Consider the following 21,093-nt stretch of genomic DNA (forward strand, 5'->3'; position numbering starts at 1 on the left):
CGGAAAGGTCGTGCTGGTCACCGGCGGGGCGCGGGGGGGGGGGGGGGGGGTGTCCACCCCGCCACGTCACGACCTGTCTCAGTAGGCGCCCGGGATGCGTTGCAGCGCAGCCGGGAGCGGGGTGATGAAACCGCCGGTGGCGGGTTCGGTCTTCTTCTCGGCGACGACGTCGAACAGCAGCATCTCGGTGGTGCAGTTCGGCGTGGTCGGCTTACCGCAGTTGAGCTTCGGGCCGATGAAGGACTGGTAATCCGTGACTGCCTTCAACGCACCGAGCACGTTGGGTCCGGTGTAGTCGGTCACCTTGGCGTTGTTGAGCGTGATCGCGAAGTCGGCGAGGGTCGCGAACGTGCCGTAGGCGTAGAAGCCCCCGGTGCCGCCCTGCTCGTCGATGAACTTCTGGGCGATCTCGAGGTTCGCCTTGGCCGGCTCCGGTGCGGAGTCGATGGCCGGGGGTTGCCAGATCGGTGAGTACGTCTGTGCGCCAACGGCTTGCGCACCCATGGTGTCGATGAAGTCGGTGCAGGCCGCCATGAACATGGTGCCCTCGTAGTTCACCGACCGCAACGACTGGGCGAGCTTGGTGCACACGTTGTCGTTCTGGGAGGTCATCAGACCTGCCGCGGCGGGATTGCCCTCGGCCAGGGTGGTGGCCAACGAGGTGAAGTTCGGGCCGGTCGGCGGGTAGTAGACCGACTTGACGTCGATGCCGAGCTGGGCGCCGAGCGGCTTCATCAAGCCGTCGAACACCTGATGCGCCTGTGGGAGGTCGGCATTCGCCAGCGTCAGCGAGTTCTTGTTCGCGGCCTTGAGCTGCTGCATGAAGCCGACGAGGAAGGCGGCGGGTGGCGGACCGAAGTACACGCGGTTCTCCGCCGAGGCGCCGGTGGAGGTGTTGAACGGGATCTGACCGACCAGTGGGATGCCGGCCGAGGTGAGAATGGGTACAGCGGAGGCGGATTCGGCGTTGTACCCGTCGATGGCGGCGACCACGCCTGCCTCGACGAACTGGTTGGCGCACGACACCGTCGATTCCGGTGCGGTCTGGTCGATCCCGCAGTCGACGATCTCGACGGGCCGGCCGCCGATGCCGCCGATCTGGTTGTTGATGTAGTCCAGGGCGGCGTCCTTGCCGGTGGTCACGCCACCCTGGGTGGCGGGTCCCTTGGTGGGGTTGAACAACCCCACCTTGATCGTCTCGCCCGACGCCTTGGTGCCACTGGCATCCGCGGCTGAGCCGTCCGACGATCCGCCGTCGTCGCTGCTGCACGACACGACCGAGAAGATGCACGCCGCGGCGACGGCCACTGCCGCCAACCGTCCGGCTCTCCTGCGTGAATTCGACCAACGCATGTTTCGACTGCCTTTCCCTATGATCTCCGGGCACGACGGAACCGCCCCGGAAAGGGGCATGGCGACATCGCCCCGGCGGGGCTTAGAAGGAATGAGTTCATCGACCCAGCGCTGTATCTGGGTCCGCGATTCCGGCACCGTCCGCGCAGGTCACGGCGGTGAGTCCACGTCGGATGTGATGTGGGCCACTCGAAAAGTAGCCACATCCTTACTTCGGTGTCAAGCTGTTGACGCAAACTGGACACACTCTGGATCAGATGGTGACGACACTGCCCGTCGCGATGAGTTCGCAACGGGCAGTGGGACAAACGATTAGGTTACCGCCGGGTCGGCGGGTCCTGGCGAACGGTCACGCGGCCGTCGGGGCCGACGCTGACGTCGGCGGTGTAAGCCCGCACGAGGTCGAGGCGCTGCCAGGAGGAGCGTCCGGGGCGCTGATCGTCGAGCGGATATCCGGCGGGGGCCGAGGTCTGGGCCAGTACCTGGCGTCGCTGCTCGCCGGTGAGCCGCGGATACGCCGAGGCGATCAGGTCGACGGCTTGCGGCGGCACCGTCATCGGGTGGGTCGACGATGCGACGCGACCGAACCCGTAGGTCATGCGTTGCGCGTAGATCGCCTGGGCTTCGGCGTCGGTGGCATAGGGCGTATCACGCGCGATGCACACCGAGAGGGCTGCGCCGCAACGCCATTCGAGTTCCTTGCGGATCTCGGTGGCGGACGCGGTCAGGAGCCGCCGGAACTCGGGGTCGTTCCAGCGGTCGGCGGCGGCGGCCTGGCCGACCATCGCACCACCGATCACGTCGAGCGGGTAGTGCACACCCAGCACGATGCGGTGGAATCCGCCCTCGGAGGCGCGCGCGAGGAACTGCGGCGCGAGCTCGGGCAGCATCGAAGCGAACAACGTGCCCCGCCAGAAGAACAGGCTGGTGTGACCGGAGGGGAACGACGGATTGCTGCCCAGCGCGTCGTACTCGCTCGCGCCGGCGCGCATGTACTTGCGGATCCGCTCCGGCGCCACGATGAACGGCCGCTCGTAGCCGAACACGTACTTCTCGACGAGCGTCGCGTTCGCGAGTCCGCCCGCGCGGGCGAGGTAGTCGCTGAACAGAGCTGTGGTCTTCGGCAGCCGGCCGGCGGCGAGGGCGTCGCGGAAGTGGCGTCCGAGGCGGGCGCCGAAGGCGTCGGACATCGTCTGGAGCGGATCGTCATGGGCATCGGCGAGCGCGCGACGCTGCAGGCCCGGATTGTCGGCCGCGGACTGGTTGATCGCGACCGCGGTCTCGAGATTGCGGGTCATCACCTCGGGGTGGTCCCGCCGCAACGCGGTGAAGGTCTCGACGGGCTGGAGGTAGACGCCGCCCGGATACGACGAGATGTCCGACGCATACAGCCGCGCGATGTCGGTGACCGGGAACGGCGTCGGCGTCGGTCGGGCGGGCGCGGCCTGGGCCGGCGCCGCGAGCGAGACGGCGGCCGCGAGTGCCGCTGCGGTACCGACCAGAGACGTGGCCAACCGTGACCGGCGGGACCTCCCCCCTGCTGCGGAGCCGAGTCGACGGCCGGTCGTTCCAGGTCGGGCGGCGCTGTCCGAGATCACGGTCCAGATCCTAGTCGGAATGTTCGCCGGGCGAACGGTCAGACGGGTCCGTCGACCCGACCGGCAACCCCTGCTCGAGCAGGTCGATGGCGCGCAGGGTGGTCTCGAGCTGTGGCACCTCGCGGTTGTCGTCGAGTTCGGTGGCGAGATGAAAGGTCACCCCGGCCACGGCGTCGAGGAAGACCTTCAACCGGAAGTCGTCGGGTGCGACCCCGAGGTAGTCGGCGATCAGTTGCGTCATGTCGGAGATCATCCGTTCGGCCTCGACCTGAAAGGTCTTCTGCAGCAACGGTTCGGTGCGGATGAGCTGCATGCGTAGGGGATTGCCCACCCAGGGGTCGTCGACGGTGAGGCGGTGCAGTTCGGTCATCAGTCGTCGGATGAGGTCGAAGTGGCTGAGCCCGGGCGGCATCGCTTCGACGATCGCGTGCGCCTCGGCGTGCAGATGCTCGTCACCGATGACCACCTGTTCCTTCGACGGGAAATAGCGGAAGAACGTCGTGTGCGACACCCCGGCCGCCTCGGCGATCTGCTCGACGGTCGTCTTCGCATATCCCTGTTCGGCGATCAGCGTGATCGCGGCCTGCCGGATCGCGTTGCGGGTGCGCATCTTGTTCTTCTCGCGCAGGCCGATCCGACGCCCCGGGATCGGTCCCGGGGCGTCGGAGGTGGCGTGCACCGTCAGGCGGTCGCCCATGTGTGCTCACTCTTCATCAAAAGGGTTGTGCAGCTGCTCAGTTCGCGGGGACCGGGGTCTTGGTGTCGTCCGGTTCCTCGAGCCCGCGGTGGCGGACGGCTTCGCCTTCGATGTCGAAGTTGATGACGAAACGGTCGAGCCAGCGCGGCAGTCCCCATGCGCGGTCACCGAGAAGTGCGATGACCGCGGGTACGACCAGCATGCGAATCACGAAGGCGTCGAAGAAGACTGCTGCGGCCAAGGCGAAACCCATCATCTTGGCGGTCGTCTCCGGGGAGAGCATGAATGCGGCGAAGACGCTGATCATGATGATCGCCGCCGAGGTCACCACTCGTGCGCCGTGCCGGTAACCGGCCACGATCGCCTCCTTGGCCGACAAGCCGTGCATGAACTCCTCACGCATTCGTGTCACCAGGAACACCTGATAGTCCATCGCGAGCCCGAACACCACACCGATGAGGAAGATCGGCAGGAAGGAGATGATCGGCTGCGTGTGGGTGATCAATCCCAGCCAGCCCTCCTGGAAGATCGCCACGGTGACGCCGAAGGTCGCCAGGACCGAGAAGACGAATCCGAGGGTGCCGATGAGCGGGACCCAGAGCGACCGGAAGACGCCGATCATGATCAGGAAGGCGAGACCGACGACCACGACCAGGTACGGGATGAGTGCATCGTCGAGCTTCTGGGAGAGATCGGACATGATGGCTGTCTGACCGCCGACATGCAGTTCGGCGCCACGATTCTCGACCGTCGGTGCGAAGGCGCGGATCTGCTCCATCAGGTCGTGTGTGGCGGCTGACGACGGCGCGCTCTCCGGGGTGACCATGATGAGCGCGGTGTCGCCGGCCCGATTGCCCGTCCAGGTGAGCCCCTCGGGGTTGGCGACATCACCCAGTGTCGCGATGTGCCGGACGGTTTCCTCGGCCGCGGCGTTGATCGCGCCGTCCTCGTCGTGCACGACGACGAGCAAGGGGCCGTTGATGCCCTCGCCGAACCCTCGGCTCAGCAGTTCCTGCGCGGGTGCCTCGGCTTCGCTGGACAGCGACAGACCGAGCTCCAGCTTGGTGGCCGGAATGGCCGCGCCCGCGAGCGCCAGGAGGCCGATCACGATGAACGGGATGGGCCACTTGACGACAGTGCGCCCGACCTTGACACCCAGGGTGTCGTCCTCGGATTCCACGGCGTGCTTGATCCAGGGGATTCGAGGTAGGAAGGCGAACCGCCCGAACGCACCGAGAATGGCCGGAATGAGGGTGAGAGCAGCCAGAACCGCGATGAACACGGCGACGCCGGCGCCCGCGCCCATCTGGGTGATGATCGGGATGCCGATCACCATGAGGGCCACCACCGCGACGATCACGGTCAGGCCGGCGAACACCACCGCCGACCCGGCGGTGCCGACGGCTCGGCCGATGGCATCTGACGGCGCGCCGCCGCGGAGGAGTTCCGCGCGGTACCGCGACACGATGAACAGGGCGTAGTCGATGGAGACGGCGATGCCGAGCATCGTGACGATGGCGGTGGCGGACTCGTTGATCGACAGCGCCTCGGCCGACAGCGTGAGCAGCAGGATGGTGATACCGACACTGACGATCGCGGTGACGAGAGGTATGAAGGCGGCGATGAGAGCTCCGAACGCCACGATCATCACGACGAAGGCGACGGCGAAACCGAGCAGTTCGGCCGTGCCGCCGGCTTCCATGACCTGCATCAGCGACCCGGTTGCCGCCACCTGGAGGCCGTCGACGGAGAACTCGTCCACGATCGAGACCAGTTCGTCCTTGTTCTCGACGGTCAGGTCGAGGATCGGGATGTCCTGGCGAACCTGGATGAGGCCGACGCGACCGTTGTCGCCGACGACCTGCGCAGCCAGTGCTGGATCAGCGGCCGCAACGGTCAGCGGGTTGACGACGGTCTGCGGCTCGATCACGTCGGGGAGTCCGCGGAGGGCCGCGGCGAGTTCGTTCAGCTGCGCGGTGTGGTTCTGCAGCCCGTCCTCGGCGGCGACGAGGATGCTCGTGGACGCCTGTTCCTGCTGGGCCATGACCTGCGGGAAGTATTGCTCCACCTGTTCGGTGGCAATTCCCGAGTCGGTGCCGGGGAGGCTGAAGTCCTGCGCGAACTTGGGCTGGAGTGCGCCGACCAGGCCGGCGACCGCGATGAGCGCGGCCAGCCAGGCTGCGATCACCGACCATTTGTGGCGGAAGCAGAAGCTCCCGAGCTTGAACAGAAACGACGCCATGGCGTGGGAACCTTCCGGTCTTCGTGGAACCGGCCCCCGACGGGCGCGGCGAGTGATCAACAAAATGGTAGCCACTCACACTCGGTACTGAGTACCACTTTTCTGAAGAGCTCGGTCACACTTCCATGTCGACGTGAGCCAGGTCGCACGTCACGCGCATGTCGAAGGGACTCGTCAGCGAGCGTTCGGTGGGGTCTGGTCTCCGCGGGGGTCTGCGCCGGGGCGGTGGCGCGGATCGATCGGGTTGTTCGACGGCTGGCCGGAGTGACGACCTGCGCTGGTCGAGTCGTCCCGTGCGTCGGAATTCCGTCCGTAGGTGTTCGGTCCGTCAGTGTTCGGTCCTTCAGTGTTTCGTCCGTCGGCGTTTCGTCGAACATCCGGGTCGAGCCGGTCCGCGCGGGCGAACTCGCTCTCGACCTCCTGCCGCGACTCCGCGGCATGCCCCTGGTGGTGGCGTGCCTGCTCTTGCAGGCGCTTGGCTTCGGCTGCTTTCGCATCCGCCTCGGCCTTGGCCTGGCGGGCCCGGGCGTCGGCCTCCTCGGCAACGGCCTCACGATGGCGGACCGACGAGACCTGCTGGGCGGCGTTCTGCCTGATCTCCTCGGCCTGTACCCGGCGGCGCGCCTTCTGCTGACGCATCAGCAACAGCACGAGCGCAAGGATGATGATCACGACGACGACGGCGATGATGATCCAGATGGCGGTGTCCACGACTCACTCCTCGATCGGATGATGGTGCGCGTCGGGTACCCCGCGGTGCGGATGCCTAACCCACCTCGGATGGTGCTCCGACCTGCGGGGGAGAGCCCGTCACCGCGGTGCTTCGACGCTCGGCTGTGCGACCCGCCGTTCGGTGGAACCGGTGATGCGGTCATAGCCGCGGTGCCACAACCATTCGAGGGGACCTCGCTCGAATCGGCTGAGCCAGACGCGGGAGAACAGCATGAGCATCGCGGCGATCGCGAGGTAGAGGGCGACGGTGGCCGGGACCAGCGTCGTGCCGTCGAGGTGCTGTGCGAGGCCCACTCCCCAGCCATAACAGACCGCACCCGCGATCGCGTTCTGGAGAACGTAGCAGGACAACGCCATTCGTCCGACAGGTGTCAACGCACGGCCGAACCGCCCGGGCGCGTGACCGTCGGCGTAGTACCCGGCCACCCAGGCGAGCAGCCCCAGTGCGACGACCGGCGCCAGCCCGTACCGTCCGACGACGAGTCCGGCGTCGCCACCGGCAAGCCCGACGGCGAGGTCGAGGGGAAGCGCGACCCCCAGCCCGGCGGCCATCAGGCGTCGCCGGAGCCGGGCGCCGTGCGGTTCCAGGACGCCGGCGCGTAGCAGGGCGGCGCCGACGAGGAACAGCGCGATCGACATCGGCAGGATGAAGACGACCTCGGCACGGAACATCAGCAGATTCTCGGCGCGGAAGGCGATGAGGTCGACGAAACTGCCGTCCGCATAGGGATTCGGGGACAGTTCGGTGCGGGCGCCCGACCCGGCCGGGGCGGCGAGGAGGGCCCACGTCACCAGGCCCAGCAGGGCGACATGTGTCGAGGCCGCGACCGCGATGGCGACGTACTGGCGCCGGAGGCGCATCGACAACAGGTAGGCGACGATGAGTCCGGTGACCGCGTATCCCATGAGGACGTCGAACTCGGTGAACAGGAAGTAGTTGATCACGCCGTCGACGAACAGCAAGGCGGCTCGCCAGTAGTAGCTACCGGGCCAGGGTCGGCCTCGTCGAACGGCCGACCGCTGCTGGATGGCCAGTCCGATTCCGAACATGATCGTCAGCAGGCCCAAGAACTTTCCCTGGGCGAGTTGCTGCAGGAGGTCCTCGACCATCGACCAGGAGCCGGTCGCGTGATTCGCGCCCTGGATGTATCCCACCAACCCCTCTGGGTTGGTGAAGATCCAGATGTTGGTGGCGAGGGTGCCCAGGATCGCGATGCCGCGCAGGACGTCGAGTGCCGCGTGTCGGGTCGCCATCGTGTCTCCGTTCTTTGTTGACACAACCGTGCTATCAAAACTCAGGTCAACGTAGCACGGGTGTACTACCATGAGTCAATGCCCAAGTTGATCGACCGGGACGGGCGACGTGCCGAGATAGCCGAGGCCCTGTGGCGGATCGTGTTGCGTGACGGTGCGTCCGGAGTGTCGGTCCGCGAGGTGGCGGCCGAGGCGGGGATCTCGGTGGGTTCGCTCCGGCACGTCTTCGCCGACAAAGAGGAGTTGCTCGAGTTCTCGATGCGGCTGATCTACGAGCGCGTCGCCGTTCGACTACGACGCCACGACCGGATCCGCAATCCGCTGCGCTGGGCCGAGGCCGTGTTGTCGGAGGTCCTGCCGCTCGACGACGACCGGCGCGTCGAGATGCACGTGAACATCGCGATGGTGACCGAGTCGGTGGCCCATCCGGGGCTCGCGGCTGCGGCGCGTGAGGCCCACGACGGCCTGCGCTCGCTCTGCCGCACGGTGCTGACGGTCCTCGACGAGCACGAGATGGTCAGCGCGGACCTCGATCTCGACTCGCAGGCGATGGCGTTGCACGCTCTCGTCGACGGCCTGGCGATGCACCTGCTCCTCGCCGGCACCGAATCGCCGGACCGGGCTCGACGCGTACTCCGGGACCATCTGGCGGGGTTGCGCGTCGAGTCCTGAGCGCGGCTCGTCAGCTCAGCGGCACGGGTGCCGCGGCGCCGACGAAGGCGATGACATGTAATCCGCCGGGGTTCGTCTGCAGCGGAACCTCTTTCCAGTTGTTCGTCGCCCAGAGATTGCCCGACGGGTCGACGATGACCGCCGTGCTGCGGGTGAGGCCGTCGAAGAAGTAGCCGGTCACGTCCGGCGAGATCGCGTCACCGGTGCGCTTGCCGGGCGGGCAGGTCGAGGCGTCGGCGCCACAGAACTTCGACACGCGCTTGCCGGCGAAGTTGGCCACCCAGACGTTCCCGTCGCCGTCGGTGGTGATGCCCCAGGGGATGGTGATCCCGCCGCCGCGGAGCGGTCCGGCAAGGGTGTGCCCATCGGGTGCGAGGGCCGTGACCGAACCGTAGGATGGCGTCTGGGTGGGGCGGTCCGGGCACGGCAGTGTGATCACGGAAGGTGCGGGCAGGCCGCAAACCGGCGAATCGGACGTAGTGTACCCAGATCTCGCCGGTATCAGGAGTGGTTGTGCAGGGTCGGTCAGCCCTCGGGGTCGGCGTCGGCCTCGTCGCGAGCACGCTGCTTGTCGGCGTGGAGGGACTTGACGCGCCGCTCCTCGCGCCGGACTTCGATCTGGGTGGCGCGTTCGGCGGCCAGCCAATCCGGCATCTCGCTGAGGAGGTCGTCGATCTGGGCCGTCGTGAGGGCCTCGGTGATGCCGCCGCGGACGAGGCCCGAATTGGAGATCCCCAGCCTGGCGGCGACGAGGTTCTTCGGATGGGGTCCGTCGGCACGAAGCGTGCGGAGCCACTCCGGCGGGTCGGCCTGGAGGGCGGCGAGTTCGGCCCGGGTGATCGGGCCCTGCTGGAATTCCGCAGGGGTGGCCGGCAGGTACACGTCCAGTTTCTTGGCGGCGGTGGCCGGCTTCATCGACTGCGAGCTCATTCGTCGAGGGTATCGGGCGGTAGCCTGTGGATGTGACCACACCCGACGTTCACGCTGCCGGCGAGGCCCCCGCGTTCCGGCTGGCGTACGTCCCGGGCGTCACACCGAGCAAATGGGTCGGGATCTGGGCGGAGCGTCGTCCCGATGTGCCGCTGGAGCTCGTCACGCTCGACGTCGCGGACTGCGCGGAGGCGGTCGCGGAGGGGCGTGTGGACATGGCGATCACGCGGTTGCCGGAGGCCCTCCGGTACGGCGATGCACGGCAGCACCACACCATCGAGCTGTACGAGGAGAGCACCGTCGTCGTCGTGCCGAAAGACCATGTCCTGACGGCGGGTGAGGAGATGGCGCTGGCCGATCTCGCCGACGAACAGTTCCTCTGGCCGCTGGACGAGCCGTTGACGGTGCCGGACCGCCCGGGTGCGGCGGTGGAGCACCGGCCCGAGACCGCCGGTGACGCAGTCGAACTCGTCGCAGCCGGCGTCGGTGTGCTGCTCGTACCGCAGTCGCTGGCGCGTCTGCATCACCGCAAGGACCTCGTCTACCGTCCGGTGATCGACGCGCCGACGAGTGCCGTGGGGCTCCTGTGGCCTGCTCCCACAACAGAATCGGCGGACGAGTTCATCGGCATCGTGCGTGGCCGTAAGCCGACGTCCTCGCGCGGACGCACCGGCGAGGCGCCGAAGCGATCGGCCAAGGAGAAAGCGGCGGCGAAGAGGGCGGCACGCGAGGCGGCCGGGAAGGTCCCCGGCAAGAGTGCGCGGCGTGGGTCGGGACGTCCGAAGCGTCGGTGATCTCACGCCGTGACGTGCCGTCCCCTTGGCGAGGGTGCGTCAGGCGCGCCATTCCGCGGTGCGTTCGGGCGATGCCTCGGCGAGCGCCTTGATCGTGTCGTCGACACCGAAGTCCTTGCCGTACACCGGAGTCCCCGGCTGCTGACGCCACGACTCGGCGAGCGGACCGGCATCGACCGGGTCGAACCCGAGTTCGTCGACGACGCGGAACACGATCTCCTTGCCGGCGGGGTCGTCGCCGGCGATCGGCAGCGCGATACGGCCCTCTGTGCCCGCCGGTACGCCCTTGTTCAGCAGGTGCTTCCAGTAGATGCCGTTGAACACCTTGTACACCGGCACGCCGAGCAGTTCCGACACCCAGACGCTCTCGGGTGTGCCGTTCTCGATCGCCTCGATCTTCCCGTCGCGCTGCTGCGGGTAGTAGTTGTTGGTCTCGATGACCGGCGCGTCGGCCTTGCGGGCGTCGAGGATGCCCGGCGCGAGGTCGGGGGTGTTCTTCTGCGGGATGCTGACGATCACCAGGTCGGCGTCCTGCGCGGCGTCGGCCGCCCACACCGCCGTGGCACCGGTCTCGGAGGCCAGTTCGGCCAGCGTCTCCGGGTCGCGCGAGTTCGCCACCCGCACCTCGTGTCCCAGCGATGTCAGACGACGCGTGAGCGTCCCGCCGATGAATCCCGCACCGATGATCCCGATCTTCACAACTGCACCTCACTATTCGACGACGTTGTTGACCATTCGCGCAACGAGGGCTCGCGCCGGGTCATTCCCAGGCGCGGCGAAGGGTGACGAGCGACTCGGTCGGGTGCGTGGGACCGGCGGGTCGTGCTCGGGGTTGACGTTTGCTCCCGCCGGTGTGCTCGAGTCCGGTCCTCAGCGGGTAGAGACGGATAAGCTGCCGATCGAGAGCGCCAAATCTGCACAGGAGCACCAGCCTTGAAGGTGTGCTCGGTCAGCCAGGAGCGCGAGCTCGCTACACCGCAAGAGCGGAAGCACGATGTGGTCCTGGATTGCTATTGAGGTGAGACCTTCTTGCTGCTATTAGTTCTATCCGTAGATAACTGAATCTAGCGGCGATATCGCCGGAAGCTGGGGGATCATGCCATCTAAGTCGGATTTTCTAAGTGCGATTGAAAACATATCGAGATGGGGAGACACTGACGTGTTTCCTTTTGCGCCAGAGAACCATATCCTGTTCGACAAGTCGTCAGAAGTGGCGGACATGCTGGTCGAGGTACATAAAGACTTCGACAAGAAGATCCAAGAGGATCCCCCCGTAAATCTTACTGATCTGCAGCTCGTTACTTACGAAGGTTTTCGGTGGGTATCTCAACTAGACCCAATTTGGAATGCCTACCTTCTAGGGGCCGTGTTTTCAATTCACGAAGAAATTGAGTCAGCGCGGATTAGCAAGGCGAAAGATCGAGTTTTCTCGTATAGGTTTAAACCCGACGCTAATCGAAAATCTCTGTTTGAGAGTGATTCCTGGACGCAATTTATTGCCCAGGCCGAACAGCTTGCGCGCACCCACTCGCATGTTGTTGTCACGGATATTTCTGACTTCTATGGAAGGCTCTATCACCATCGAATCGAGAACTCTCTGTTGCAGCTCGGGGGTATCGAGCAAGGACTTCCGAAGAAGATTAATCGGTTACTCATGGAGTACTCTGGCAGCGTTTCGTACGGGCTTCCAGTTGGCGGACCCGCGGCACGCGCTCTCTCCGAGCTCGCCCTTAATAGGGTAGATCAGCTTCTTGAGATGCGCGGCATTGTGTTCGTGCGTTTTGCCGATGACTATCGGTTGTTCGCTGATTCTCAGGCAGACGCATATCGATCATTAATCGAGCTGACGGAGCTATTGCATAGGCACGAGGGGTTAACGCTGCAGAAACAGAAGACGCGCGTTCTGAGAACCGCCGATTTCTTGAGGACTCCACTCTTTATTCCGGAGGACTCTAAAGATCTCACCGATGCGGAGAGAGATGAAAGGGAGCTACTTCGCCTATCCCTGCGTTACGATCCTTACAGTAACGATGCTGAACTTGAGTATGAGCGACTGAAGGGCGCACTGCAGAAGTTTGACATAATTGACATGTTAACTCGTGAAGTGCGCAAGAGTCGAGTTAATATTCCAGTCGTTAAGCGCCTAACTAAATCACTCGGATTTCTAGACGCAGACATCAAAGAGGCTGCAGTCGGGACCATCATGGACAGTATGGAGATGCTGGCGCCTGCCCTTCCTGTTGTGCTGCGCGTGCTAGATGATATCGGCGCGCAAATCAGCGACGACGGTCGCGCAGCCCTCAATCGCGAGCTGCGGCGACGGATAGACGGTGGCGCGTTCTTCATGGATTTGCCAATAAATCGAGCCTATGCTATGCGAGTTCTGCGGCATGAGAACGATGAGCAGAATTACTATTTGGCTGCGAAGATGTTCGATAGTTCCCCGCCTTATTTGCAACGCGACATTGTCATACATATGCACAACTGGGGGAACGCAGATTGGATCTCTGAGCAGCGTCGGCAGTACGCGAACCAACATCCATGGGTGAAGCGTTCGCTTGTTCTTTCTTCCTTTGGTTTGAAAGATGAGGGATCTCACTGGCGAAAGAAGCTTGCACTGAACGCATTTGACTCGATCGCGCGAGGTTGGATGTCCGAGCGCGTGGGAGAGGGAAAAATGGAGTTGCCGGTCTGATGGTCACATCGGAGAGATTTTCTCAGATCGCCGGTTCGTACTGGACTTCGTTACTGCCGAGGTTGTCACACTTTGTGTCACTTTCTAATGCTGCTGCGGAACAGTACGCAGAGCCGTTGCTATTAATATCGTCTCCGGCGCGACGACCGCTTATTACTGAGACCGCATTTGTGGCGTGGAAAACTAAGGCGATGAATGGTGCGGAGGAAATTGCACGATCGCGACTGGCCGTGCTTTGGAATCAAATACCGATGGCCGATGCGATTTCTGAGTCCGAACATGCTGATGTCGATCTCATTAGGACTCGATTGGAAGCCATCGAACAGATAGTGGGAGTCAACGACTTAGTAGTCGAGCCTTCCCTACCAGGGTGCGGATTCTTGGAGGGTGGAGCACCCGACTTCCTCGCGCGCGTCGCTGTCGAGCCTCGCCCCGGCCTAGTGCTTGGTGAAATCAAGATGGTGGAGCGTCAGTTCCGGTCCTCGGATTACCGACAAATGATCTGCTATTTGGTCTTGTACTACGCGCAGAACTCCAAGATTTTAGAGTTTTTGTGGCTGGTCAACCCTGTTCGCGGTGTTGTTGTGCGGATTGACGTTGATAGCCTATTCATGCTTGTTCGCGGCCAGCCGAGTTCGGAGGCTGTGCCCGAGATTGCGTACGAGTGGTCTAGTCCAGGAGTTTCGCCCTAGGGGCAGCTGTAAGTCTCCCCGTTTGGCTCGGCTGCGAATGCGTCGTCGGGTCTTTCGATCCGAGGCAAAGGGATCGACGACTGGGCGTAGTGGCCGGCGACCGACACTCGGTCAAACATATCGGCACTACGAGTCCGCTGCCCTAGGCGTTCGCAAACTGCTAACACGCGGGCGCCGTCAGGTCGCTCGGAGGGTGGAGCTCAGTACGCGCTCCCCAGAGCTTAGGCGAACACCGTTTACGCGGCGAGCGTGACGAGTACGAAGCCGATCTGATCGAGCCAGAAGCCCCGCGGATCATCTAAGCGATCGTGACGTATTCGCTCGCGGAGGCAACGGCGCTCGGCTGGGCGCAACCGGCAGTATGAAAGCGCAGGTCACCGTCTGCGCGACAGGGATCGTCAGCACCAGAGGAACCAGGCCTATCCCTATGGTCACGCCGCCGGAGACCGGTAGAAAGTTCGGGTTCTTCGCAGCCCCTGCAGAGTCCCGAGTCGGAGACGCTCATCTTCGCCCGTGGTCAGCAGCCTGGCGGCGGTGGTCCAGCCGTCGATGTGCAGGCGACGTTGACGAGGTGTTCCGGCCGAACTGGGCGGTTACGGCCGCCGTGACTATGCGGTCGCCGACCAGCTGTGCCACGTCAGGGACTCCACGACGATCACCGGTCCCTCGGGCCGTCGTTGTCGATACTGCGGGTACTTCGCGGCCAGCGTGTCGATGCCGTGACTGCCGACGGGTTCACCGGCGTCGACGACGTGTGCCCGGCCGTCGACCCGCACCCACCAGAGTTCATCCCAGTTGTCGGAGTACTGGTCAGCCAAGAGCGACACCGCGGGATTGTTCGCGATGTTGGCGAGACGACGGAGTGCGGTGGTGCGTTTCGGCTTGTGATCCACGCACGTGTAGATGACGTCGTCATCGATTGCGCATACGACGGGGACCAGGTGCGGTGTGTCGGAGGGCGACACCGTGGCGAGCGTGACCGACCGCGCGGCGGCGAAACGTTCGCGAGTCAGGCGCAGGTCCATCTCACGAGGATGACATGCGTTCGGGTGTCGAGCCGGGCTACGGAGAAGTCCGGAACGTCGCGGAGAGATGAGGCTCGAGTCACCGATGAGTGTCGATGCCGGTTCGGGTCAACCCCTGTGTCCACGCCCCGATCCGGGAACCCGACCAGAAAGGGTCAGCAGCATGACTCACGACAGCGTTGCCGTCAGCCTCACGATCTCCGCCACACCCGACGAGGTGTTCGCGACGCTCGCCGACCCGCGCACCCACCAGGCCATCGACGGCACCGGCTGGGTTCGGGACGCAGTCGACACGACACCGCTGCGGGAGGTGGGTCAGCTCTTCCGGATGAACATGTACCACTCGAACCATCCGGACGGTGACTACCTGATGGAGAACCGGGTCGAGGTGATCGAACCGGTGTCGGCGATAGCGTGGCAACCAGGACAGCGCAACGACTCGGGGGAGCTCGAGTTCGGCGGCTGGACCTGGCGGTACGACCTGGCCCCGGTTGGGGAGTCGTGCACCGAGCTCACCTTGACCTACGACTGGTCGGCCGTACCCACCTACATCCGCGAGTACATCGAGTTCCCGCCGTTCGCCGACGACCATCTGCGTAACTCGTTGAACCACATCGCCGAGCTCGTCGGCTGATCGGCCCGGCCTCGAGGCGGCCTACATGTGCGCGACGGACAATGGCACGACGATCTCGGTGAGCAGGCTGTCCGGGTCGGCGTCGGGAGTCGGCGGGGTCACGTAAACCTCCCACGCGAACTCGCCAGGCGTGAGGCCCTGTTCGTCTATCCACGAGAAGACCGCCGCATACAACTCGGGCAGCAGGTCGTAGCTGCCCTGGTGTAGATGGCGGGCTATCTGCCCGCCCGGAGTCCGCATCCCGAACACCTGATCTGTGTCGGGGAACGGCGCATCGACGGGGAACGCGGCCCCCATGTCCATGACGATGCCGTCGGGAGTCTCCGACGGCATGGAGAAGGTCAAGCCGTACGCCGGTCCGGCGATCGTGCGCCCCGACTGCTCGATGCTCGACACCAGAAGCGGGAACGCCGAGTCGTAGAAGGCCTCTATCTCGTCCATGGCCACGGTCTTTCGTACCACCGCGAGTTCGACCGGGTCGACGTCGACGATCTCGGGAACGATCTGCATGGACCGAGCCTACTGCCCATTCGCGGCGGCGCGAGCTGACTGGGCGAGACCCGGTGCCCCACTTGGCTAGTGCCCGACGAGCGGGTCAGCCGACGAGGTCCGGATCCGGGTCGCGGTGCGCCGACGCAGCCGACGTGGGTGACAGATCGGCGGTGAGCAGGTCCACGCTCGGGCTGCGCGTGATCACCTTGTGGCCCCACCACAGCGCGAGGAACACGAACAGCGCACCGTAGGCGGTGAGCCACAGTTCGAGATTTCCCGCGGAGCCGTCGCGGATCGCCGGGAGATTCTGGCCGGCGATGACTGCAACGCACATGAGCAACGCGATGATCGGTCCGGCCGGATAGAGCCAGGCCTTGTAGGGGAGTCTGCCGAGGTCCAGACCTTGCGCGTGCCACGCCCGCCGGAACCGATAGTGGGCCCAGGCGATACCCATCCACGTGATGAAACCGGCCACCGACGAGGCGGTGACGAGCCAGACGTAGGCGCGACCGTCGCCCACCCGACTCGCCAGGAAGCAGAGGGCACCGATGGCCGTCGTCGCGGCCACGGCGAGGAGTGGCACACCTGATCGCGTGACCCACGAGAACACACGCGGCGCGTTGCCCTGAACCGACAGGCCGTACAACGCGCGGGTTGCCGCGAACAGGCTCGCATTGCCCGCCGACAGGATCGCGATCAGGATCACGGCGTTCATGATCGATGCCGCCACCGCGATCCCCGCTTCGGAGAACACGAGGGTGAACGGGGCGACCGCGATGTTCTCCTCGGATGCATTCAGCAGATTGGGGTCGGTGTAGGGGATCAGGAACGCGATGATGGTGAGGGTGCCGATGTAGAACAGCAGGATGCGCACGAAAACGGTGCGCACAGCACGCGGAATCGCGGTCTTCGGTTCGACTGCCTCGCCGGCGGCGACCGCGATCATCTCGGTGCCCTGGAATGCGAAGCCGGCGATGAGGAAGACCGACAACATGCCGAGCGGGAAGTCCACGAACGGAGCGTCGTCGATCGTCCAATTGCTGAACCCCGGCGACGGGCGGTCGCCGACGACCCCGAGGATCAGCAGCACGCCGACGATGAGGAAGACGACCACCGCGATGACCTTGATCGCCGCGAACCAGAACTCGGCCTCGCCGAACGCCTTGACCGCGAACAGGTTCAGGGCCAGCAGACCCGCCAGGAACACGATCGACCAGATCCACGACGGCACGTCGGGGGCCCAGTACTTCATGATCAGCCCGGCGGCCACCAACTCGGCGGCCAGGGTGACCGACCAGTTGAGCCAGTAGTTCCACCCGGCGGCGAAACCGAAGGACTTGCTCACGAAGCGTTTGCCGTACTCCTCGAATGGGTTGCTGCACGGGATGTATGCCGACATCTCGCCGAGGCTCTGCATGAGGAAGAAGACCATGCAGCCCATCAGCAGATACGCCAGGATGGCGCCACCCGGACCCGCGTCGGAGATGGTGGCGCCCGACGCGACGAACAAGCCGGTGCCGATGGCGCCGCCGAGCGCGAGCATGCTGATGTGGCGACTCTGAAGTCCCTTGCGCAGAGACTCGTCGGGGGTGATCCCCAGAGGACTGGACACCGGCAGAGTCTAACGGCCGGTCGGCCCGTCGGCCGGGCGTTGCGCAGTTGCCTGGGTGCCGGGCCTCAATCGAGACGGGCCAGTTCGGCGACCAGGTCGTGCACCGGGTCGCCGGGACCGATGTCGTAAGTGCACTGGTCGTCCCGCGGGTCCGGGACGAACGCCCAGAACAGTGCGGTTGCCGTCCCGGCCGCCCGCTGACCGGCGACCTTGGTCCGGAAGTCGTCGACGCGGCCGGACCTCGAACCGCACGAACCGGCGAATTGGCCGATCTCGTTCACGGCGAGAGGTTTTCCGACTGCGCGCGCCTGTCGTAGACGTTCGGCCAGCCCGTTCCACTGATCCCCGGGGAGCGCGACTCCGTCCGCACCGTAGTCGTGGTAGTCCAGGACATCCAGATACGGGGAGCCCGCGACGTACTGATAGTCGGGTCCGGCGGTGCCGCACTGGCCACCGCCGGTGAAGCCGGACCAGATCACCGCCCCGCCGTGCAGTCGGGTGACCATGGCACCTGCACTGCCGAAAAAGGACCGCAGTACGCGCGCGGCGTCGACCGGGCACGACCGCTGTTGCCAGGCACACGTCTGATCGCCACAGACGGACGGCTCGGGTTCACCCACCAGCTCCCATCCGGCCAGCGCCGGGCTGGCCTTCCAGCGTCTCACTGCCGTCCGCGCCCATTCCTCGAACGTGAGTCCGCCCGCTCCGGCGGCCGTTCGCCAGCCCGATCGGTACCAGTCGCGTTCCTTGAAAACTCCGCTCTCGCAGGCGCCGTCGGCGGCGGCCAGGACCGGCAGGACCATCTGGTCGTGCCGCGCCGCGGCGTCGAAGACGGCGTCCATCGGCCCGAAATCCAACTGCTGGGTGTACTTGTTCACCGCCAGTCGAGCGAACAGATTGAAGCGGGTGAGCGAATGCGGGGGTAGGGCAGCGAAATAGTCGTCGAGATCCACCATCGCTCCGCACCCGGCGTTCACCGACCAGTCGGTGGCCAGCTGGTACGCGTCGAACCCGGATGGCCACCACTGGCGTCCGTCGAGAGTCAGCCCGGCCGGCGTGGCCTTCACCCGGTTGGGAGCCGCCTGTGCGGGCGGAGGCATGATCCAGCTCAAGAGCAGGCCGATGCACAGCACCAGAATCGGGATTCTCACCGCGGGCAGATGCATGTGTGCGTCCTGGGATGACGAGGACCGACAGTGGCGCCGGCCCGGTTCGTCTGATGATTGCACGCGGCCGCTCGGTTGTGGATCGCGTCCGAGAATGATGGAGCCGATGACGGGAATCGAACCCGCGTATTCAGCTTGGGAAAGATACTCCGGACACGCCAGGTGACGACGGCGGCAACTCGAAAACCGGAGTCAACGTGCAGAGATAACGACTGCTGCGCCAGTAGGGCTGGGCGTTACCTGCTATCTGAGGGCGCTCGTGTTCATCCTGCGCGCCTATCGCCAGGGTGCCCCTGTGCGCCCGCCGACCGAATCAACGCTCAGGGTCGGAGTCGTCCCCGTCAGCGGCGCACTGAGACCTAGAATCTGTCCATGGGAAAGAAGCCCGAAATTACCGAAGAGATGATCAACGCCGAACTAGCGGGCCTGGACTACAAGCGCGCGGCGGGGATCGTGACGGTTGAAAACGGACTTACCGCGTGGGGCGTGTTCTTCGCCGTGCTGGCCGCGAACCTGGCGACCGGCGTTGTCGTCGGGATCATTGCGTGGCTCATCTACGCGCTCGGAGGTTGACCCTGGACGCATTGGTGTGGGGATGCCTCGGCACTCTGGTCGTGCCGCCGACGAACCCGAGACCGCTCAGGCCAAGGCCACCCGACATGCCGACGCTCTGGCAGCACTCACCATGGACGAGGCAGAGGAGCGCCTAGACCTGGACTGGACCTGCCCCGTACGGCACCAGAACTTCTACAAGGCGGTGTTCCGTCCGGCGGTGCTGCGCGCCGGGATTGTGCCCACCGCGCTCAAGTTTCACGCGTTGCGTCACACCTACGCCAGCCTGTGCGTCGCGGCGGGCATCCCGCTTCTGGAGATCGCCCGGTTCATGGGGCACGCCAAGGTCACCACCACGCTCAGCGTGTATGCGCACCTGTTTGAGGACGACCACATCGATGCCATGTCGGCCCTGGCCGCGCTGAGCATGTCCACGACCGGCGGCGAGAACGTGGTGAGGCTGCGCACCTAGAAGAGCGTGCTCTCGTCGCCATCGTCGGTTAGCGCCTTCATCGCATCGGGTTGCCAATCGCCGAATTTAAGGTAGAAGGCAAGCATGGGATCCTCTATATAAGCGACTTCATCTCGGTAGCTGAATATGGGATCGGCGTTCCCCTTCTTGTCATCAGCTACCGCAGACATTCCTCTGAGCGCGGTCACAATCCGCTCTTTAGCGACGGTTTGATCCGCCAGTTCGCTTACTTTCTCACGAATGGTCTTGAATCGCAGATTCAGGGGCGGAATTAACTCGCGAATAGCCATCAATGTGATGCCGTAGCTATCGGTATGGCCTCCCTCTACTAGGGAGATAGGCTTCCTGGCCTCGCCTTTTGTATTTCGACCTGAAAGAATATCCTGGAATGCGAATGGCTCGGACTCCGTAGCGGCATCACGCACGACGGTGGCCAGGTTCCCTGGGATATCGAGTTGTATCGGCTCGCGAGGGGACTCTCGTATCTTGTTCTTACTCAGAAGGGTATAACACAGCTCCTGCATTACATGGGGCGACCCGAAGGAGTTCTTGGCTAGCGCAGTTGCGACGTGATCGTTCTCGTCGATTAGTCGCAATTTCTCGAAGCCCCTGTTGGCAATGGATACCAGTTCGCCCATTGTCCATTCAGGAACGCGGAACTTGACCATTCTTCCGCCAATATCGGACGCGGCCTTCGCTGGGTCAAACGAGTGGGACGGAATGGCGATCAGGGCGACGAACGTCTTCCTGAGGAGTGGCTTTATCGCCTTCGCAATGTCTTCGCGAACTGGAGCGTCGATATGGTGAAAGTCATCGACGATAATAGGAACAGGATTCGCGGTTAAGTGGTCCTCCACGTGCTGTGATACGACCGTCGAGTACGACCATGTCCGTCGCGATCCGGACGACGACTTGTCTTCGGATGACAACGATCCCATCGCGACAGGGCGGAATCCGGCTTCGCCCTTCGCGGTGTCAGATTTGCTCTCGTCCTCGGACTCTTCAGTAGTGAATCTATCGTTCAATTGAAGTTGGTGGGCAAGGGTGGACCAGAAGTCGTCGATGCTTGTTATGCGAGTACCTTGAATCCAGCACGCATCGCCCTCCGGAAGTACGCGCTCCACCAGCGAGGTCTTTCCCGACTTGCTGACGCCGTAGAGCATCACTCCACCAGTCCTCCGCAGAGTCTTGTCCCTGAACTTCTCGTCGAAGGTGGTGCCATCTGGGTCGTTGCCAATCCGCGGTGTGTAGGTGGCTTCAGGGGTCTTGCCAGTTGAAAACACCTGATCAAGCAGAAAGACTTCAACCATCTCGAAATCCGGGTGGTCGTCGGTTGTGGCCATGCTACGGAGATTATCTCAACAGGTAGACATGTAGGCGCGCCCAGCTGAGGTGTGGCGCGGTGGCGCTCGGCGGGTAGCAAAGGTGTGGCATGCGGCTCGCCGTGCCGGGTTGCGGAAGTTGCGAAACTCCGGTCTACC

21 protein-coding genes are annotated in these 21,093 nt (G+C 64.4%); 7 read left to right on the plus strand and 14 right to left on the minus strand.

Translation table 11 applies throughout. The features are described from left to right. Positions 1-78 precede the first annotated feature (78 nt). The 6 genes from MHN80_RS09855 to MHN80_RS09880 all read right to left on the minus strand — a co-directional run bounded on the left by MHN80_RS09855 (position 79) and on the right by MHN80_RS09880 (position 7,876). Positions 79-1,353 carry an ABC transporter substrate-binding protein gene (locus tag MHN80_RS09855; protein WP_172622070.1) on the minus strand — a complete coding sequence of 425 codons (1,275 nt, stop codon included), beginning with the start codon at positions 1,351-1,353 and terminating at the stop codon, positions 79-81. A 317-nt stretch (positions 1,354-1,670) separates the two neighbouring features. Continuing rightward, positions 1,671-2,855 carry a phosphatase PAP2 family protein gene (locus MHN80_RS09860; RefSeq protein ID WP_239401753.1) on the minus strand — a complete coding sequence of 395 codons (1,185 nt, stop codon included), beginning with the start codon at positions 2,853-2,855 and terminating at the stop codon, positions 1,671-1,673. 106 nt (positions 2,856-2,961) lie between these two features. Then, entirely contained in the window at positions 2,962-3,648 is a 687-nt protein-coding gene (locus MHN80_RS09865) for a TetR family transcriptional regulator (protein WP_239401235.1), read from the minus strand. Between the two features lie 37 nt (positions 3,649-3,685). Beyond that, the gene (locus tag MHN80_RS09870; RefSeq protein ID WP_239401237.1) at positions 3,686-5,890 is read right to left on the minus strand and encodes an MMPL family transporter; all 2,205 of its coding nucleotides are present in this window, start codon (positions 5,888-5,890) and stop codon (positions 3,686-3,688) included. A gap of 174 nt (positions 5,891-6,064) precedes the next feature. After that, positions 6,065-6,601, minus strand: coding sequence for a hypothetical protein (locus tag MHN80_RS09875; protein ID WP_239401239.1), 537 nt, complete (start codon positions 6,599-6,601; stop codon positions 6,065-6,067). Between the two features lie 99 nt (positions 6,602-6,700). After that, positions 6,701-7,876: a DUF418 domain-containing protein gene (locus MHN80_RS09880; RefSeq protein ID WP_239401241.1), complete on the minus strand. Its 1,176-nt coding sequence runs from the start codon at positions 7,874-7,876 to the stop codon at positions 6,701-6,703. A gap of 78 nt (positions 7,877-7,954) precedes the next feature. Here MHN80_RS09880 and MHN80_RS09885 point away from each other — a divergent pair, with 78 nt between their 5' ends. Next, positions 7,955-8,548: a TetR/AcrR family transcriptional regulator gene (locus tag MHN80_RS09885; RefSeq protein ID WP_239401243.1), complete on the plus strand. Its 594-nt coding sequence runs from the start codon at positions 7,955-7,957 to the stop codon at positions 8,546-8,548. A gap of 10 nt (positions 8,549-8,558) precedes the next feature. Here MHN80_RS09885 and MHN80_RS09890 read toward each other — a convergent pair whose 3' ends face one another. Together MHN80_RS09890 and MHN80_RS09895 are read right to left on the minus strand one after the other, a co-directional pair. Next, a complete protein-coding gene (locus tag MHN80_RS09890; protein ID WP_239401245.1) occupies positions 8,559-8,987 on the minus strand; it encodes a hypothetical protein in 429 nt (142 codons plus the stop codon). A gap of 86 nt (positions 8,988-9,073) precedes the next feature. Further along, complete coding sequence (locus MHN80_RS09895) at positions 9,074-9,463, minus strand: DUF5997 family protein (RefSeq protein ID WP_101821253.1); 390 nt, start codon at positions 9,461-9,463, stop codon at positions 9,074-9,076. A 41-nt stretch (positions 9,464-9,504) separates the two neighbouring features. Between MHN80_RS09895 and MHN80_RS09900 the strand changes: the two genes are divergently transcribed. Continuing rightward, positions 9,505-10,272: a LysR family transcriptional regulator substrate-binding protein gene (locus MHN80_RS09900; protein ID WP_374206332.1), complete on the plus strand. Its 768-nt coding sequence runs from the start codon at positions 9,505-9,507 to the stop codon at positions 10,270-10,272. Positions 10,273-10,311: 39 nt separating this feature from the next. Here the strand turns inward: MHN80_RS09900 and MHN80_RS09905 are convergent, their stop codons facing one another. Beyond that, on the minus strand, positions 10,312-10,971 hold the full coding sequence (locus MHN80_RS09905) for an NADPH-dependent F420 reductase (RefSeq protein WP_239401249.1): 660 nt from the start codon (positions 10,969-10,971) through the stop codon (positions 10,312-10,314). Positions 10,972-11,368: 397 nt separating this feature from the next. Here MHN80_RS09905 and MHN80_RS09910 point away from each other — a divergent pair, with 397 nt between their 5' ends. Both MHN80_RS09910 and MHN80_RS09915 read left to right on the plus strand, forming a co-directional pair. Beyond that, positions 11,369-12,967, plus strand: coding sequence for an RNA-directed DNA polymerase (locus tag MHN80_RS09910; protein ID WP_239401251.1), 1,599 nt, complete (start codon positions 11,369-11,371; stop codon positions 12,965-12,967). Next, entirely contained in the window at positions 12,967-13,659 is a 693-nt protein-coding gene (locus MHN80_RS09915) for a hypothetical protein (RefSeq protein WP_239401253.1), read from the plus strand. Before MHN80_RS09910 ends, MHN80_RS09915 begins: the two co-directional genes overlap by 1 nt. 608 nt (positions 13,660-14,267) lie before the next feature. On the opposite strand, the gene MHN80_RS09920 is transcribed toward MHN80_RS09915, so the two are convergent. Further along, complete coding sequence (locus MHN80_RS09920) at positions 14,268-14,684, minus strand: TIGR03668 family PPOX class F420-dependent oxidoreductase (protein WP_004022449.1); 417 nt, start codon at positions 14,682-14,684, stop codon at positions 14,268-14,270. A gap of 163 nt (positions 14,685-14,847) precedes the next feature. On the opposite strand from MHN80_RS09920, the gene MHN80_RS09925 reads away from it, so the two are divergent. After that, positions 14,848-15,318 (plus strand): hypothetical protein, encoded by a 471-nt coding sequence (locus MHN80_RS09925; protein WP_064570312.1) that lies wholly within the window; start codon positions 14,848-14,850, stop codon positions 15,316-15,318. Positions 15,319-15,339: 21 nt separating this feature from the next. On the opposite strand, the gene MHN80_RS09930 is transcribed toward MHN80_RS09925, so the two are convergent. The 3 genes from MHN80_RS09930 to MHN80_RS09940 form a co-directional block, all read right to left on the minus strand. Continuing rightward, positions 15,340-15,828 carry a GyrI-like domain-containing protein gene (locus MHN80_RS09930; RefSeq protein ID WP_239401255.1) on the minus strand — a complete coding sequence of 163 codons (489 nt, stop codon included), beginning with the start codon at positions 15,826-15,828 and terminating at the stop codon, positions 15,340-15,342. A gap of 85 nt (positions 15,829-15,913) precedes the next feature. Beyond that, positions 15,914-17,422, minus strand: coding sequence for an amino acid permease (locus tag MHN80_RS09935; RefSeq protein WP_064570314.1), 1,509 nt, complete (start codon positions 17,420-17,422; stop codon positions 15,914-15,916). Between the two features lie 65 nt (positions 17,423-17,487). Further along, positions 17,488-18,588 (minus strand): beta-mannosidase, encoded by a 1,101-nt coding sequence (locus tag MHN80_RS09940; protein ID WP_239401257.1) that lies wholly within the window; start codon positions 18,586-18,588, stop codon positions 17,488-17,490. A 372-nt stretch (positions 18,589-18,960) separates the two neighbouring features. Between MHN80_RS09940 and MHN80_RS09945 the strand changes: the two genes are divergently transcribed. Together MHN80_RS09945 and MHN80_RS09950 are read left to right on the plus strand one after the other, a co-directional pair. Further along, on the plus strand, positions 18,961-19,161 hold the full coding sequence (locus MHN80_RS09945) for a hypothetical protein (protein ID WP_239401259.1): 201 nt from the start codon (positions 18,961-18,963) through the stop codon (positions 19,159-19,161). A gap of 22 nt (positions 19,162-19,183) precedes the next feature. Further along, complete coding sequence (locus tag MHN80_RS09950; protein ID WP_239401261.1) at positions 19,184-19,612, plus strand: tyrosine-type recombinase/integrase; 429 nt, start codon at positions 19,184-19,186, stop codon at positions 19,610-19,612. Here the strand turns inward: MHN80_RS09950 and MHN80_RS09955 are convergent. After that, the gene (locus MHN80_RS09955) at positions 19,609-20,955 is read right to left on the minus strand and encodes a hypothetical protein (RefSeq protein ID WP_239401263.1); all 1,347 of its coding nucleotides are present in this window, start codon (positions 20,953-20,955) and stop codon (positions 19,609-19,611) included. The two genes, MHN80_RS09950 and MHN80_RS09955, sit on opposite strands and share 4 nt — an antisense overlap. Positions 20,956-21,093: the final 138 nt, after the last annotated feature.

The sequence above is a fragment of the Gordonia sp. McavH-238-E genome (genome assembly GCF_022348225.1).
GTDB classification, from domain to species: Bacteria; Actinomycetota; Actinomycetes; order Mycobacteriales; family Mycobacteriaceae; genus Gordonia; species Gordonia terrae.

Bases quoted from the DNA above. Each gene is read 5' to 3' on its own strand.
- MHN80_RS09945 (WP_239401259.1), top strand. From the start codon at position 18,961: ATGGGAAAGAAGCCCGAAATTACCGAAGAGATGATCAACGCCGAACTA.
- MHN80_RS09895 (WP_101821253.1), bottom strand. From the start codon at position 9,463: ATGAAGCCGGCCACCGCCGCCAAGAAACTGGACGTGTACCTGCCGGCC.
- MHN80_RS09910 (WP_239401251.1), top strand. From the start codon at position 11,369: ATGCCATCTAAGTCGGATTTTCTAAGTGCGATTGAAAACATATCGAGA.
- MHN80_RS09915 (WP_239401253.1), top strand. From the start codon at position 12,967: ATGGTCACATCGGAGAGATTTTCTCAGATCGCCGGTTCGTACTGGACT.
- MHN80_RS09885 (WP_239401243.1), top strand. From the start codon at position 7,955: ATGCCCAAGTTGATCGACCGGGACGGGCGACGTGCCGAGATAGCCGAG.
- MHN80_RS09940 (WP_239401257.1), bottom strand. From the start codon at position 18,588: ATGCATCTGCCCGCGGTGAGAATCCCGATTCTGGTGCTGTGCATCGGC.
- MHN80_RS09920 (WP_004022449.1), bottom strand. From the start codon at position 14,684: ATGGACCTGCGCCTGACTCGCGAACGTTTCGCCGCCGCGCGGTCGGTC.
- MHN80_RS09855 (WP_172622070.1), bottom strand. From the start codon at position 1,353: ATGCGTTGGTCGAATTCACGCAGGAGAGCCGGACGGTTGGCGGCAGTG.
- MHN80_RS09870 (WP_239401237.1), bottom strand. From the start codon at position 5,890: ATGGCGTCGTTTCTGTTCAAGCTCGGGAGCTTCTGCTTCCGCCACAAA.
- MHN80_RS09925 (WP_064570312.1), top strand. From the start codon at position 14,848: ATGACTCACGACAGCGTTGCCGTCAGCCTCACGATCTCCGCCACACCC.
- MHN80_RS09955 (WP_239401263.1), bottom strand. From the start codon at position 20,955: ATGGCCACAACCGACGACCACCCGGATTTCGAGATGGTTGAAGTCTTT.
- MHN80_RS09930 (WP_239401255.1), bottom strand. From the start codon at position 15,828: ATGCAGATCGTTCCCGAGATCGTCGACGTCGACCCGGTCGAACTCGCG.
- MHN80_RS09865 (WP_239401235.1), bottom strand. From the start codon at position 3,648: ATGGGCGACCGCCTGACGGTGCACGCCACCTCCGACGCCCCGGGACCG.
- MHN80_RS09950 (WP_239401261.1), top strand. From the start codon at position 19,184: ATGCCTCGGCACTCTGGTCGTGCCGCCGACGAACCCGAGACCGCTCAG.
- MHN80_RS09880 (WP_239401241.1), bottom strand. From the start codon at position 7,876: ATGGCGACCCGACACGCGGCACTCGACGTCCTGCGCGGCATCGCGATC.